Genomic DNA, 12,499 nt, shown 5'->3' with positions numbered 1-12,499 from the left:
AATTTGATATTCTTTTGCAAAGCTATAAAGATATTTCCAATCTATCCTTACTTTCCTCTCTTTTTCTTAATTTATTTTTCCCGTCGGAAAATATAATTTATCTTTGTAAGCGCATTTTTTATGCTATCGATGTAAAACCGTATGAGGAGAAATTTTCTTTATTTACTTGCTTCTGCTGCTGTCTTGTCACTTGCTTCGTGTACTACCACTAAGTTTGTGCCGGATGGTTCTTATTTGCTGGATGAAGTTAAAATTCGTACGGACCAGAAAAACATACGGCCTTCTTCCTTACGTATGTATGTTCGTCAAAATCCTAATGCCAAGTGGTTCAGCCTGATAAAGACTCAACTTTATGTCTACAATCTGTCGGGACGTGATTCAACCAAATGGGGAAACAAATTTTTAAGAAGGATAGGGGATGCTCCTGTAATATATAGCGAGGACGAAGCGAAACGCTCTGAAGAAGAGATTACTAAGGCTGTGCATAATATGGGATATATGGCGGCAACCGTGAAGCGTTCGACTAAAATAAAAAAGAAAAAGATTAAGCTGTATTATGATGTAACGGCCGGCAAACCCTACGTTGTTCAATCTATCAAATATGATATTTATGATCCTAAAATAGCCTCTCTTCTCAAACAGGATTCTGCCAGAAGCTTGTTGAAGGAAGGAATGTATTTGGATGTGAATGTATTGGATGCGGACAGACAACGTATCACGAATAAGTTGCTTCGGAATGGCTACTATAAATTTAATAAGGATTATATCGGATATACAGCCGATACGGTTCGTAATACTTATAATGTAGATCTGACTCAACATTTGCAGATGTATAAAGCGCATGCGAGTGATTCGGCAAGGGCACATCAGCAATATTGGATTAATAAGATTAATTTTATTACAGATTATGACGTTTTGCAGTCTTCTGCCTTGAGTAGTGTGGATATTAATGATTCGGTTCATTATAAGGGATATCCGATTTACTATAAGGATAAGCTCTATTTACGTCCTAAAGTGCTTACGGATAACCTTCGGTTTGCTTCCGGTGATTTGTTTAATGAGCGTGATGTGCAGCAAACTTATTCCAGTTTCGGGCGTTTGTCTGCATTGAAATATACAAATATCCGTTTTATCGAGACTCAAGTTGGAGATTCAACAATGCTCGATTGTTACGTGATGTTGACTAAGAGCAAACATAAATCGGTATCTTTCGAGGTAGAGGGAACCAATTCTGCCGGTGACTTGGGAGCGGCAGCTTCCGTTTCTTTCCAGAATAGGAATCTCTTTCGCGGATCGGAAACGTTTATGATAAAATTCCGTGGAGCGTATGAGGTTATTTCCGGGCTTCAGGCAGGCTATTCAAATAATAACTATACGGAATATGGGGTGGAAACGAGTATCAACTTTCCTAATTTCCTGTTCCCATTCATTTCCTCTGATTTTAAGCGGAAAATCAGGGCTACAACAGAGTTTGGTTTACAATATAATTATCAGTTGCGACCGGAGTTCTTGCGCACGATGGCTTCTGCTAACTGGAGTTACAAGTGGACACAGCGTCAGAAGATACAACACCGTATTGATTTGATAAATATTGCTTTCCTTTATTTGCCCCGTATCTCTGAAAGGTTTAAGGAAGATTATATAAATAAAGGACAGAACCATATATTCCAGTATAATTATCAGGATCGACTGATTATAAATATGGGATATAGTTATAATTATAATAGCGTGGGAGGATCGATTATCAATAATACGATTGCTTCTAATTCATACTCCATCCGTTTTAATTTCGAATCGGCGGGAAATGTAATGTATGCTCTGTCAAAGGCTGCAAACATTCGGAAGAATAGCAATGGTGAATATGCTATTCTGGGAATTCCTTATGCTCAATATCTGAAAGGGGAGTTTGATTTTGCTAAGAATATCAGAATCGATTATCGTAACTCTTTTGCGTTTCATGCCGGTGTGGGAATAGCTGTACCTTATGGAAATGCGAAGACTATTCCGTTTGAGAAACAATATTTCTCTGGTGGAGCCAATAGTGTCCGCGGATGGAGTGTTCGCGATTTGGGACCGGGTTCTTTTGCAGGAAATGGAAATTTGCTCGATCAATCCGGAGATATTAAACTGGACGCCAGTATCGAATACCGAAGCAAGTTATTCTGGAAGTTTCAGGGGGCGGTATTTATTGATGCTGGTAATATCTGGACCATCCGGAGTTATGCCAATCAACCGGGAGGAGTTTTCAAGTTTGATAAGTTTTATAAGCAAATAGCAGTGGCCTACGGATTAGGTCTCCGACTGGATTTGGATTTCTTTATTCTGCGCTTTGATGGAGGTATGAAAGCTGTCAATCCTGCCTATGAAACGAGGAAAGAGCATTTCCCCATCATTCATCCTAAATTCAGTCGTGACTTTGCTTTCCATTTTGCTGTGGGATATCCTTTCTAATCAGCCATTTATTATTTACTCTTACTAATTCGAGCGTATCTTGCAGGGAACTTACGTATTCCATTTTTCCTCCGATGGGATGAATGACGAATGCATTTTTGATTTGGCAGACAACTGACGCTTCTTCTAAATTAGCATCTATCTCACTTGAAATAACAGAAACTTTTGCAGCGCCTCGTGTCTTAAGTTGCTCCAGATGGGTTTGCCCGACATTAGATGCTAAGAAACTAAGATAAGATTGAGAAGAAGGCGTGCTCCATTCTTTGGCGACCGGATAATTGAAATTATAAAAGGCTTCGCAGAAATCTATGGCTGTCTGTTCTATTTGAGTTTGGGGAGTCTGTTGCTGACAAGATAGACAGGTGAAGATTAGAACAGAATAGATAAGTGTATGTAGTTTATTCATAGTACAAAAGATTCTTGATAGAAGAAGATAAGATTGAAAAAGGAGATGAAACTCCTATATGATGTTTCATCTCCTTCGTATTTGTTTTTATTTTTAGCGGGCGGCAAACATAAAATTGCTCATTGTAGCCTGGCGTGCTGCCAGCATGCCTTGAGCATCCAGCGTTACATTCATCTTTTCGCCATTTGGCAAGAACAAATCAGCAGTGCCATCATTGTTCATTTTTACTAATTCAGCGCTTTCACCGTTTGCAACGACATTCCATGTGTTGGCTTCTTTGTTGTAGATCAGGTCCATTGAAGCAGTTTCGCCCTCTTTAGTAATGGAATATCCATTCTCAAGAGTTTTCACCATGTAGTTGCCGTTTTCTCCTTTTACTTTCTTTACGTCACCTACATTAGCCATCGGATTGGAGCCACTCCAGAATTCGATTGAGTTGATAACTAAAGCATCAGCCAGGTAAGCTACACCATAAACCGGAACAATGTTGAAAGCAAGGAATACGAGTTCGTTTACAAACTTGTTTCCAACTGATTGATTCCAGGAAGACAGGCGGTTGAATAAACCAAATGATCCTACACAAGAACTGAATAATAAGCTACCACTAAGTACTACTGCGACTAAAGTCAGTTTTCCTCTTTTCATGTTAAAATGTTTTTGATTAATAAAAAATATTGATAATTTCTCTCTTATGTGTATGCAAATATAATATTTTTTAATTAATCGGGGCTATTATTTCTAATTTTTGTATACTCTTGACTTCCGCCGTGACAATTCGTTTCCTATGATATGGTCTATTGAAAATTTACCGGGACCGGCAATATACATCAATATAAATACAACTAAATAGATGAAGGCTAGCTCTTTAACCGCAAATACGTCATTAGCATGAACAACAAAGAAGGCTACTATCATTGTGAAAATCATCGGGATCATTGCCAAGCGATACAGGAATCCGATGATAAATGCCATCGAACATACGAGTTCGCCAAAAATTGCTAATCCGAGAGATAGGGGACTTCCTATTCCAAGCGGATCAGGAAATACTGCTGACATCTCCTGGAAGTTACTCCATTTCTGGATACCGTGGTTCATTAATAATATACCGAAGATGATCCGGACAGCCAATAGCAACAAAGATACTTTCGTTGTATTCGATTTTGTGGGAAATAAAAAACTATAAATCATAAGTTGTTCTATTTTTAAGTTTATATCTATTTATATAAACATAAAAAATCTTGATTTTGTTCTCTATTGATAGCAAAATTTGTTTAGACCTTATTCTTTATTTAAAACATAATGGTCTGCAAGTTCTCCGGTTATTTCTTGTTTATCCATTGTTAGTTTGCGTAAATGATTTTCTCCTACTTTATAATAAGAAAGTTCTCCGCCTTCTTCTTTAAGAGTCAACAGGTTGTCTTTTAAAGTATATGTACCTTTTTCGTCAAATGAGCTGTCTCTATCGATATATACGGAATGGAGGCTGAATGTTTTGTCCGGATTTAATGTCAGGGTTGTTTCAATACCCGGACAATCGGCAGCGGGGAAAACTCCCTTATAAGTTCCTTCGTAATCAAGTGAATTTTCCGCATTATGGATATCGGTTACTTCGATTGAAGTACTGTCTGCACCGGCACTCTTGTTTGTTTTCGCGCTATTGTTGCATGCTGCCAAAAGAGCACATGAACATACTAAAATGAAAATTTTCTTCATAATTATTGTTTCTATTAGTTAGTCTAATTGAGTATATTGGACGTAAAGGTATAAATTTAAAATGGAATCTTTATAGTAAAAAGAAACGAACAACTTTATTTATGAATAAATAAACTTTGTATCTTTGCGGAAAATTCTAAAGATATGGCACAACATACTTATGACAATGAAGCTGTTCAGGAATTATTGAACTGGGCAAAAAAGATGATTGAGACAAAGAATTATCCAACAGAAAGATATCAGGTCAATAAATGTACTACCATTATTGATGGTAAATCGTATTTGGAGTCTTTGATTGCAATGATTTCCAGAAACTGGGAGAATCCGACTTTTCATCCCACTATTGAGCAATTATGGGAGTTTAGGGAAAAGTGGGAAAATAAAGAAGCGTAGCAAATTGCGATTCAATGTTGAATGATAAATCATTTATGAATATAGAAATGCACTCTAATCATGTCAGATAAGAGTGCATTTCTATTTTATTAGTTTGATATTTATCAGCTTCCTAAAAAGGCAGCCATCTTTTCTTCTTTTTCGATGACGTTTTTTCTTCTTCTCCGTTTTGGCTATAGATATCTGCAAACGTCTTTTTCTCTCTAATCATTTCATAAATGACTCCCCAATCCGGTAAACCACCCAAATTCCGGTCGTCAATGAACATATCGGCTTTCAGCTTTCGTGAAAATCCCTGATGGTCTTTTTGTTCTTCAGGATAATCCTTATTAACGGCATAGAATTCGAGACCTCTGGCTTTACACCATTCGACAGCTTCGTCTAAAAGTGCCCCTTCACGCACACTCCATAGTATTAAACGATGCTTTTCTTGTTGCAATAACTTTAATGTGTCAACAGCAAATGGAATCTCCTCACCAATGCGTGGATAACGATGTTCTACAATCGTTCCGTCAAAATCAACAGCTATAATCATAGTTTTTAATTACCTAATTTGGAACAAAGATACGGACAGTAAGCCAAAAAAACGTATCTTTGTATCAAATTAACATTTTAATAAATTAATAAATACATGAACAATTCCCCTCAGCGTGCTGCTAAAGGCTTTACGAGAGCATTTTGGGTCAGCAACACAGTCGAACTGTTTGAGCGTATGGCATATTATGCCGTTTTCATCGTTCTCACTATTTATCTATCTTCTATTTTAGGTTTTAATGATTTTGAAGCAAGTATGATTTCCGGGCTTTTTTCCGGTGGATTGTATCTGCTTCCTATTTTTTCCGGTGCTTATGCTGACAAGATCGGTTTCCGGAAATCAATGATTATAGCGTTTTCCTTATTATCCATCGGATATTTAGGGCTGGGTGTACTGCCCACTTTACTGGAAGCTGCCGGTTTGGTTAGTTATGGTGCCACTACTCAATTTAATGGTTTGCCTGATAGCTATACCCGGTGGATCATCGTGCCGGTTTTGTTTGTGCTTATGGTGGGAGGTTCTTTCATTAAGTCCATTATCTCCGCTTCTGTGGCTAAAGAAACAACGGAAGCAACTCGTGCCCGTGGTTATTCCATATTTTATATGATGGTAAATGTGGGTGCTTTCACCGGTAAAACGATTATCGATCCTTTGCGTAATGTCATTGGTGAACAAGCGTATATCTATATTAATTATTTCTCCGGTGCGATGACAATAGTTGCTTTACTTGCTGTTATTCTTCTTTATAAATCGACGCATACGGCAGGTGAAGGAAAAAGTCTCCATGAGATTGGACAGGGATTTATGCGAATCATCACAAACTGGCGTTTATTGATTCTTATTTTGATTGTTACTGGTTTCTGGATGGTGCAACAGCAGCTTTATGCCACTATGCCTAAATATGTGATTCGTATGGCTGGCGAGACGGCAAAACCGGGTTGGATTGCCAACGTGAATCCGTTTGTGGTGGTTTGCTGCGTTAGTTTTATCACTCGTTTGATGGCCAAACGCAGTGCGATTACTTCGATGAATGTGGGAATGTTTTTGATTCCTATTTCGGCATTACTGATGGCATGTGGAAATCTGCTGGGTAATGATCTTATTACAGGCATGAGTAATATTACTCTGATGATGATTGCAGGTATAGTTGTGCAGGCGCTTGCCGAATGTTTCATTTCACCGCGTTATCTGGAATATTTCTCTTTACAGGCTCCGAAAGGAGAAGAAGGAATGTATTTAGGATTCAGTCATTTACATTCATTCCTTTCTTCTATTTTCGGTTTTGGTCTGGCGGGAATTTTGCTCACTAAATATTGTCCGGATCCGGCTTTGTTCGAGACGCGGGAAGCATGGGAGGCAGCTAGCGGAAATGCCCATTATATATGGTATTACTTTGCTGCTATAGGCCTGATTGCCGCTGTAGCGCTACTATTATTTGCAAAAATCACCGAATCCATCGACAAAAAGAAGGAGGCTTCTCGGTAATTCTCTGCTTTTTTATGTATATTTGCCGTCACTTTGCTGTAAAAGTTGACGGCATTTTGCATTTTAATAAAGAGGATAAAACATGAAAGTAAAATTTATAAGCCTGGCGAGTGGCAGTAGTGGGAACTGTTATTATTTGGGCACTGAAACCTATGGGATACTGATAGATGCCGGAATCGGCATACGTACTATCAAAAAATCACTGAAAGATTATAATATCTTGATGGATAGTATTCGTGCGGTATTTATAACGCACGATCATGCTGACCATATTAAAGCAGTGGGTAATCTGGGAGAAAAAATGAATATTCCTGTTTATACAACCGCACGTATTCATGCTGGAATCAATCGTAGCTATTGTATGACGGAGAAACTTAGCTCGTCAGTTCGTTATCTGGAAAAGCAAGAGCCTATGACGCTGGAAGATTTTCATATTGAATCTTTTGAAGTGCCACACGATGGAACGGACAATGTGGGATATTGCATTGAAATTGATGGCAAAGTCTTTTCTTTCTTAACCGACCTTGGAGAGATTACTCCTACAGCTGCTCATTATATCAGTAAAGCCCATTATTTGATACTTGAAGCCAACTACGATGAGGAAATGCTCAAAATGGGGCCTTATCCTCAATATCTGAAAGAACGGATTGCAAGTAAAACCGGACACATGAGTAACTCTGATACTGCAGAGTTTCTGGCGGAAAATATCACTGAACATTTGCGATATATCTGGTTATGCCATTTAAGTAAAGACAATAATCACCCGGAGCTGGCTTATAAAACGGTGGAATGGAAATTAAAGAACAAAGGTGTTATTGTAGGCAAAGATGTGCAACTACTTGCTTTAAAGCGAAATACGCCTTCCGAGCTTTATGTGTTCGAATAAAGACGAAAAAAAGATAGTAAAAAAGCTGCATGATTGTTTGGTCAAATAAAATAAAAGACCTACTTTTGCAACCGCAAACGAGGAATTAAGCACTCTTAGCTCAGTTGGTAGAGCAACTGACTCTTAATCAGTGGGTCCAGGGTTCGAATCCCTGAGGGTGTACAAATTCGACGTTGCAATAAAAATAAAATGTTGCACTCTTAGCTCAGCTGGTAGAGCAATTGACTCTTAATCAATGGGTCCAGGGTTCGAGTCCCTGAGGGTGTACAAAGATTATTAAAAGGAGAACTTAAAAGGTTCTCCTTTTTTGTTAAGAGCCTTTGGGTTGTTATTGTTCAGCTGTAGGAATAAAAAATACCGTTACTCAAAGCTATATTCGACTTTGGTAGCGGTATTTTTTTTATAGTGTAACTACTATCTATTAGAACTTGAAGAAGTTCTTGGCATTGTTGTAGCTGATATCTTCAATCATTTGGTTTACACGATCCATTTCAGATGCCGGAATTTCTCCGTTTTCTACGTCACGTCCTACCAGGTTACACAATGTACGGCGGAAATATTCATGACGCGGGTAGGATAGGAAGGAACGGGAGTCTGTCAGCATACCTACGAAGCGGCTCAAAAGACCGAGCACTGACAAAGCATTCATTTGTTTTTCCATACCATCCTTTTGATCGAGGAACCACCATCCGGAACCAAATTGGATTTTTCCCGGGATAGAACCATCCTGGAAGTTACCCAGCATTGTTGCAATCACTTCGTTGGCGCATGGGTTCAAGTTGTAGAGGATTGTTTTAGTCAATTTGCCATTAGTGTTTAGGCGATCAAGGAATTTAGCCATTGCTTTGGCAGTTGTGAATTCACCGATAGAGTCGAAACCTGTATCAGCACCCAGTAATTTAAACATCTTCGTGTTATTGTTACGAATAGCGCCGTAATGGAATTGTTGAGTCCATCCTTTTTCCCAGTCCATTTCACCGAAGATCACAAGCATTGCCGATTTGAATTTCAGAATTTCGTCCTTGGTCAATTCTGCGCCACCATATACTTTATTAAAAATAGCTTTGATTTCAGCATCTGTATAATCTTCTGCGTAGAATTCTTCAATACCATGGTCAGACAGACGGCAGCCTTGTTCTGCGAAGAAGTCATGACGTTTGCGCAAAGCAGCGATCATATCATCAAAGTTGGAGATTGTAACACCACTTACCTCTGCCAGTTTTTCTACATAACTGCGGAAATCTGCAGGGACTTCTACAGCCATAGCCTTATCAGGACGCCATGTTGGTAACATCTTGATTTCAAATCCGCTTTCGCGTGTTTTGATATGATATTCCAATGAATCGATAGGATCATCTGTTGTGCAAACGGCTTCTACATGATAGCGACGCATCATTCCACGAGCTGAATATTCGGGTTGAGACAGTTTCTCATTACATTCATCGTAAATTTCACGTGCAGTTTGTGGATTCAATATTTTATTGATACCAAATGCTGTTTTCAGTTCAAGGTGAGTCCAGTGGTACAATGGATTACGGAAAGTATAAGGTACTGTTTCCGCCCATTTTTCAAATTTTTCCCAGTCTGTGGTATCTTTTCCTGTGCAGAAACGTTCGTCTACACCGTTTGTACGCATTGCACGCCATTTGTAGTGGTCACCGCCCAGCCAGATTTCAGTCAGTGATTTAAACTTGTAGTCGTCAGCTACCATTTGAGGGATAAGATGACAGTGATAGTCGATAATCGGCATTTTAGCCGCATGCTCGTGATACAACTTTTGCGCAGTTTCTGTTTGCAGCAAGAAGTTTTCGTCCATGAAGTTCTTCATTATTACTGTGTTTTAAGTATATAAAATTATTACTTTCTGTATTTATACCTATATAGTATTGATTTTAAAGCTAATAGGCGTAAATCTCGTTTTAGTTTTATTAACCGTTATCGAACACAAAAATAGAAAATTTACTTGGAGTAACAAAATAATTCGTATATTTGCAGCGATTATTTATAATATTTAAGTTTTAGCACTATGGAGGACCAGAACTATACCATTAAAGACATAGCCCGTATGGCCGGTGTTTCCGCCGGAACGGTTGACAGGGTGTTGCACAATCGCGGTGACGTGTCTCCCAAAAGCAAAGCCAAAGTACAAAAGGTGTTGGATGAGATTCATTATCAGCCCAATGTGTTTGCTATCGGTTTGGCTGCTAAAAAGAAATATTCTTTCCTCTGTTTGATACCTTATTATATAGAGCATGATTATTGGCATTCGGTAGTAGGGGGGATTGAGCGTGCCCGGCAAGAGTTGCGTCCTTTTAATGTGAGTATAGATTATCTGTGCTATCACCATGGGGATGAGAAGAGTTATCAGGAAGCCTGCCTTTCCATAAAAGAAAAGAATGTGGATGCGGTATTGATTTCTCCGAATTTTCGGGAAGAGACACTGGCGCTGACAGCCTATTTACAGGAAAATAAGATCGCTTATGCTTTTGTCGATTTCAATATGGAAGAAGCGAAAGCATTGACATATATCGGGCAGGATTCATATAAGAGCGGATATATCGCAGCGAAAATATTGATGCGCAATTATTCGGCAGGAGAAGGCCAGGAGTTGGTTTTGTTTTTAAGTAACAATAAAGATAATCCGGCTGAAATACAGATGCAACGCCGTTTGGATGGTTTTATGAGTTACATTGCCGAAGAATATAATAACTTGGTAATCCATGAGGTAGTACTTAATAAATCCGATCAGGAAAGTAACCAACAGACATTGGATGAGTTTTTTCAGGCACATCCGAAGGCTTTACTGGGAGTTGTATTTAATTCCAGAGTGTATCAGTTGGGAGAGTATCTTCGTCATGCGGGACGTAGCATGAAAGGACTGATAGGATATGACCTTCTGAAAGCAAACGTAGATTTATTAAAATCCGGTGATGTGCATTATTTAATCGGGCAACGTCCGGGTTTGCAAGGATATTGTGGGGTGAAGGCTTTGTGCGATCATGTCGTGTTTAAGAAGTCTGTTGAACCTGTAAAATACATGCCTATTGATATCCTGATAAAGGAAAACATTGATTTTTATTTTGAATTTGTATAATATCAACTTTATAAATTACAACTAACATGAAAGCATTAAACAAAGAAACTGCTCCTAAAACACAACGTCCGGAGCGTATTATCCAATTTGGCGAAGGTAACTTTTTGCGTGCATTTGTAGATTGGATTATTTATAACATGAACCAGAAAGCTGATTTCAACAGCAGTGTAGTAGTGGTTCAACCGATTGATAAAGGTATGGTCGATATGCTGAATGCACAGGATGATCTTTATCATGTAAACCTTCAAGGATTGGATAAAGGAGAGGCTGTTAACAGCTTGACAATGATTGATGTAATCAGCCGCGCTTTAAACCCATATACTCAAAATGACGAGTTTATGAAGTTGGCAGAGCAACCTGAAATGCGTTTTGTTATTTCAAACACTACAGAGGCTGGTATTGCTTTTGATCCGGCTTGTAAACTTGAAGATGCTCCTGCTTCATCTTATCCGGGTAAGCTGACTCAATTACTGTATCATCGTTTTAAAACATTCAATGGTGATAAGACAAAAGGTTTGATTATTTTCCCTTGCGAACTTATTTTCCTGAATGGTCATAAGTTGAAAGAAACAATTTATCAATATATTGAATTGTGGAACCTGGGTAATGAGTTTAAAACTTGGTTTGAAGAAGCTTGTGGTGTATATGCAACATTGGTAGACCGTATTGTTCCGGGATTCCCGCGCAAGGATATTGCTGCTATCAAAGAAAAACTGCAATATGATGATAATCTGGTTGTTCAGGCTGAAGTTTTCCATTTGTGGGTTATTGAAGCTCCGCAGGAAGTTGCAAAAGAGTTCCCGGCTGACAAGGCAGGCTTGAATGTATTATTTGTACCGTCAGAAGCTCCTTATCACGAACGTAAGGTTACTTTGTTGAATGGCCCGCATACTGTTCTTTCTCCGGTTGCCTATCTCTCGGGAGTGAATATTGTACGTGATGCTTGCCAGCACGAAGTGATTGGCAAATATATCCACAAGGTAATGTTTGACGAACTGATGGAAACTTTGAACTTGCCGAAGGATGAGTTGGAGAAATTTGCAAATGATGTATTGGAACGCTTCAACAATCCGTTCGTGGATCATGCAGTAACCAGCATCATGCTGAATTCTTTCCCTAAATACGAAACTCGTGATTTGCCGGGATTGAAGACTTATCTGGAACGTAAAGGTGAACTTCCTAAAGGACTGGTGCTTGGTTTAGCCGCTATCATTACTTATTATAAAGGTGGTGTACGTGCTGATGGTGCTGAAATTGTTCCGAATGATGCTCCTGAAATCATGAACTTGCTGAAAGAACTTTGGGCAACAGGTTGCACAAAGAAAGTTGCTGAAGGTGTTCTGGCTGCAGATTTTATTTGGGGAGAAGATTTGAATAAGATCCCGGGATTGACAGAAGCCGTAAAAGCTGATTTGGATTCTATCCAGGAAAAAGGAATGCTTGAGACCGTTAAAGGTATTCTGTAATTAGAAGACTAAATAAAAAAATAGCGCCACTGTTCTCTGAACAAGTGGCGCTATTTTTTATTATCAAGTT

The 12,499-nt window shown here is 38.8% G+C and carries 12 protein-coding genes and 2 tRNA genes; 8 read left to right on the top strand and 6 right to left on the bottom strand.

What is annotated here, in order from left to right:
• The first annotated feature begins 141 nt into the window (after positions 1 to 141).
• Positions 142 to 2,451, top strand: coding sequence for a BamA/TamA family outer membrane protein (locus NQ505_RS19000; RefSeq protein ID WP_008998266.1), 2,310 nt, complete (start codon positions 142 to 144; stop codon positions 2,449 to 2,451).
• Here NQ505_RS19000 and NQ505_RS18995 read toward each other — a convergent pair.
• The 4 genes from NQ505_RS18995 to NQ505_RS18980 all read right to left on the bottom strand — a co-directional run bounded on the left by NQ505_RS18995 (position 2,405) and on the right by NQ505_RS18980 (position 4,570).
• Positions 2,405 to 2,857 (bottom strand): hypothetical protein, encoded by a 453-nt coding sequence (locus NQ505_RS18995; protein ID WP_008647912.1) that lies wholly within the window; start codon positions 2,855 to 2,857, stop codon positions 2,405 to 2,407. The two genes, NQ505_RS19000 and NQ505_RS18995, sit on opposite strands and share 47 nt — an antisense overlap.
• A 93-nt stretch (positions 2,858 to 2,950) precedes the next feature.
• Complete coding sequence (locus NQ505_RS18990) at positions 2,951 to 3,502, bottom strand: DUF3332 domain-containing protein (RefSeq protein WP_004295891.1); 552 nt, start codon at positions 3,500 to 3,502, stop codon at positions 2,951 to 2,953.
• Positions 3,503 to 3,595: 93 nt separating this feature from the next.
• A complete protein-coding gene (locus tag NQ505_RS18985) occupies positions 3,596 to 4,045 on the bottom strand; it encodes a DoxX family protein (RefSeq protein ID WP_004295892.1) in 450 nt (149 codons plus the stop codon).
• Positions 4,046 to 4,135: 90 nt separating this feature from the next.
• Positions 4,136 to 4,570, bottom strand: a complete 435-nt coding sequence (locus NQ505_RS18980; RefSeq protein WP_008998265.1) for a copper resistance protein NlpE — start codon at positions 4,568 to 4,570, stop codon at positions 4,136 to 4,138.
• A 144-nt stretch (positions 4,571 to 4,714) separates the two neighbouring features.
• Here NQ505_RS18980 and NQ505_RS18975 point away from each other — a divergent pair, with 144 nt between their 5' ends.
• Entirely contained in the window at positions 4,715 to 4,963 is a 249-nt protein-coding gene (locus NQ505_RS18975) for a DUF6965 family protein (protein WP_004295894.1), read from the top strand.
• Between the two features lie 112 nt (positions 4,964 to 5,075).
• Here NQ505_RS18975 and NQ505_RS18970 read toward each other — a convergent pair whose 3' ends face one another.
• Positions 5,076 to 5,498, bottom strand: coding sequence for a BT0820 family HAD-type phosphatase (locus tag NQ505_RS18970; RefSeq protein ID WP_008998264.1), 423 nt, complete (start codon positions 5,496 to 5,498; stop codon positions 5,076 to 5,078).
• A gap of 96 nt (positions 5,499 to 5,594) precedes the next feature.
• Between NQ505_RS18970 and NQ505_RS18965 the strand changes: the two genes are divergently transcribed.
• From NQ505_RS18965 to NQ505_RS18950, 4 genes are all read left to right on the top strand, one after another.
• Positions 5,595 to 6,983 (top strand): peptide MFS transporter, encoded by a 1,389-nt coding sequence (locus NQ505_RS18965; RefSeq protein WP_004295896.1) that lies wholly within the window; start codon positions 5,595 to 5,597, stop codon positions 6,981 to 6,983.
• Between the two features lie 82 nt (positions 6,984 to 7,065).
• Positions 7,066 to 7,869 carry an MBL fold metallo-hydrolase gene (locus NQ505_RS18960; protein WP_004295897.1) on the top strand — a complete coding sequence of 268 codons (804 nt, stop codon included), beginning with the start codon at positions 7,066 to 7,068 and terminating at the stop codon, positions 7,867 to 7,869.
• An 89-nt stretch (positions 7,870 to 7,958) separates the two neighbouring features.
• Positions 7,959 to 8,031, top strand: a tRNA-Lys gene (locus NQ505_RS18955).
• A gap of 32 nt (positions 8,032 to 8,063) precedes the next feature.
• Positions 8,064 to 8,136, top strand: a tRNA-Lys gene (locus NQ505_RS18950).
• A gap of 154 nt (positions 8,137 to 8,290) precedes the next feature.
• Here NQ505_RS18950 and uxaC read toward each other — a convergent pair.
• Positions 8,291 to 9,697 carry a glucuronate isomerase gene (uxaC, locus tag NQ505_RS18945; RefSeq protein ID WP_008998262.1) on the bottom strand — a complete coding sequence of 469 codons (1,407 nt, stop codon included), beginning with the start codon at positions 9,695 to 9,697 and terminating at the stop codon, positions 8,291 to 8,293.
• 198 nt (positions 9,698 to 9,895) lie between these two features.
• Here uxaC and NQ505_RS18940 point away from each other — a divergent pair, with 198 nt between their 5' ends.
• Both NQ505_RS18940 and NQ505_RS18935 read left to right on the top strand, forming a co-directional pair.
• A complete protein-coding gene (locus NQ505_RS18940; RefSeq protein WP_004303151.1) occupies positions 9,896 to 10,963 on the top strand; it encodes a substrate-binding domain-containing protein in 1,068 nt (355 codons plus the stop codon).
• A gap of 26 nt (positions 10,964 to 10,989) precedes the next feature.
• The gene (locus tag NQ505_RS18935; protein ID WP_004295900.1) at positions 10,990 to 12,429 is read left to right on the top strand and encodes a tagaturonate reductase; all 1,440 of its coding nucleotides are present in this window, start codon (positions 10,990 to 10,992) and stop codon (positions 12,427 to 12,429) included.
• Positions 12,430 to 12,499: the final 70 nt, after the last annotated feature.

The organism is Bacteroides sp. D2 (genome assembly GCF_025147085.1).
Lineage (GTDB): Bacteria > Bacteroidota > Bacteroidia > Bacteroidales > Bacteroidaceae > Bacteroides.
This window is presented reverse-complemented; position numbering and strand designations above follow the sequence as displayed.

Excerpts from the sequence above, each read along its gene's own strand:
- NQ505_RS19000 (WP_008998266.1), top strand. The coding sequence starts at position 142 with ATGAGGAGAAATTTTCTTTATTTACTTGCTTCTGCTGCTGTCTTGTCA.
- NQ505_RS18995 (WP_008647912.1), bottom strand. The coding sequence starts at position 2,857 with ATGAATAAACTACATACACTTATCTATTCTGTTCTAATCTTCACCTGT.
- NQ505_RS18990 (WP_004295891.1), bottom strand. The coding sequence starts at position 3,502 with ATGAAAAGAGGAAAACTGACTTTAGTCGCAGTAGTACTTAGTGGTAGC.
- NQ505_RS18985 (WP_004295892.1), bottom strand. The coding sequence starts at position 4,045 with ATGATTTATAGTTTTTTATTTCCCACAAAATCGAATACAACGAAAGTA.
- NQ505_RS18980 (WP_008998265.1), bottom strand. The coding sequence starts at position 4,570 with ATGAAGAAAATTTTCATTTTAGTATGTTCATGTGCTCTTTTGGCAGCA.
- NQ505_RS18975 (WP_004295894.1), top strand. The coding sequence starts at position 4,715 with ATGGCACAACATACTTATGACAATGAAGCTGTTCAGGAATTATTGAAC.
- NQ505_RS18970 (WP_008998264.1), bottom strand. The coding sequence starts at position 5,498 with ATGATTATAGCTGTTGATTTTGACGGAACGATTGTAGAACATCGTTAT.
- NQ505_RS18965 (WP_004295896.1), top strand. The coding sequence starts at position 5,595 with ATGAACAATTCCCCTCAGCGTGCTGCTAAAGGCTTTACGAGAGCATTT.
- NQ505_RS18960 (WP_004295897.1), top strand. The coding sequence starts at position 7,066 with ATGAAAGTAAAATTTATAAGCCTGGCGAGTGGCAGTAGTGGGAACTGT.
- uxaC (WP_008998262.1), bottom strand. The coding sequence starts at position 9,697 with ATGAAGAACTTCATGGACGAAAACTTCTTGCTGCAAACAGAAACTGCG.
- NQ505_RS18940 (WP_004303151.1), top strand. The coding sequence starts at position 9,896 with ATGGAGGACCAGAACTATACCATTAAAGACATAGCCCGTATGGCCGGT.
- NQ505_RS18935 (WP_004295900.1), top strand. The coding sequence starts at position 10,990 with ATGAAAGCATTAAACAAAGAAACTGCTCCTAAAACACAACGTCCGGAG.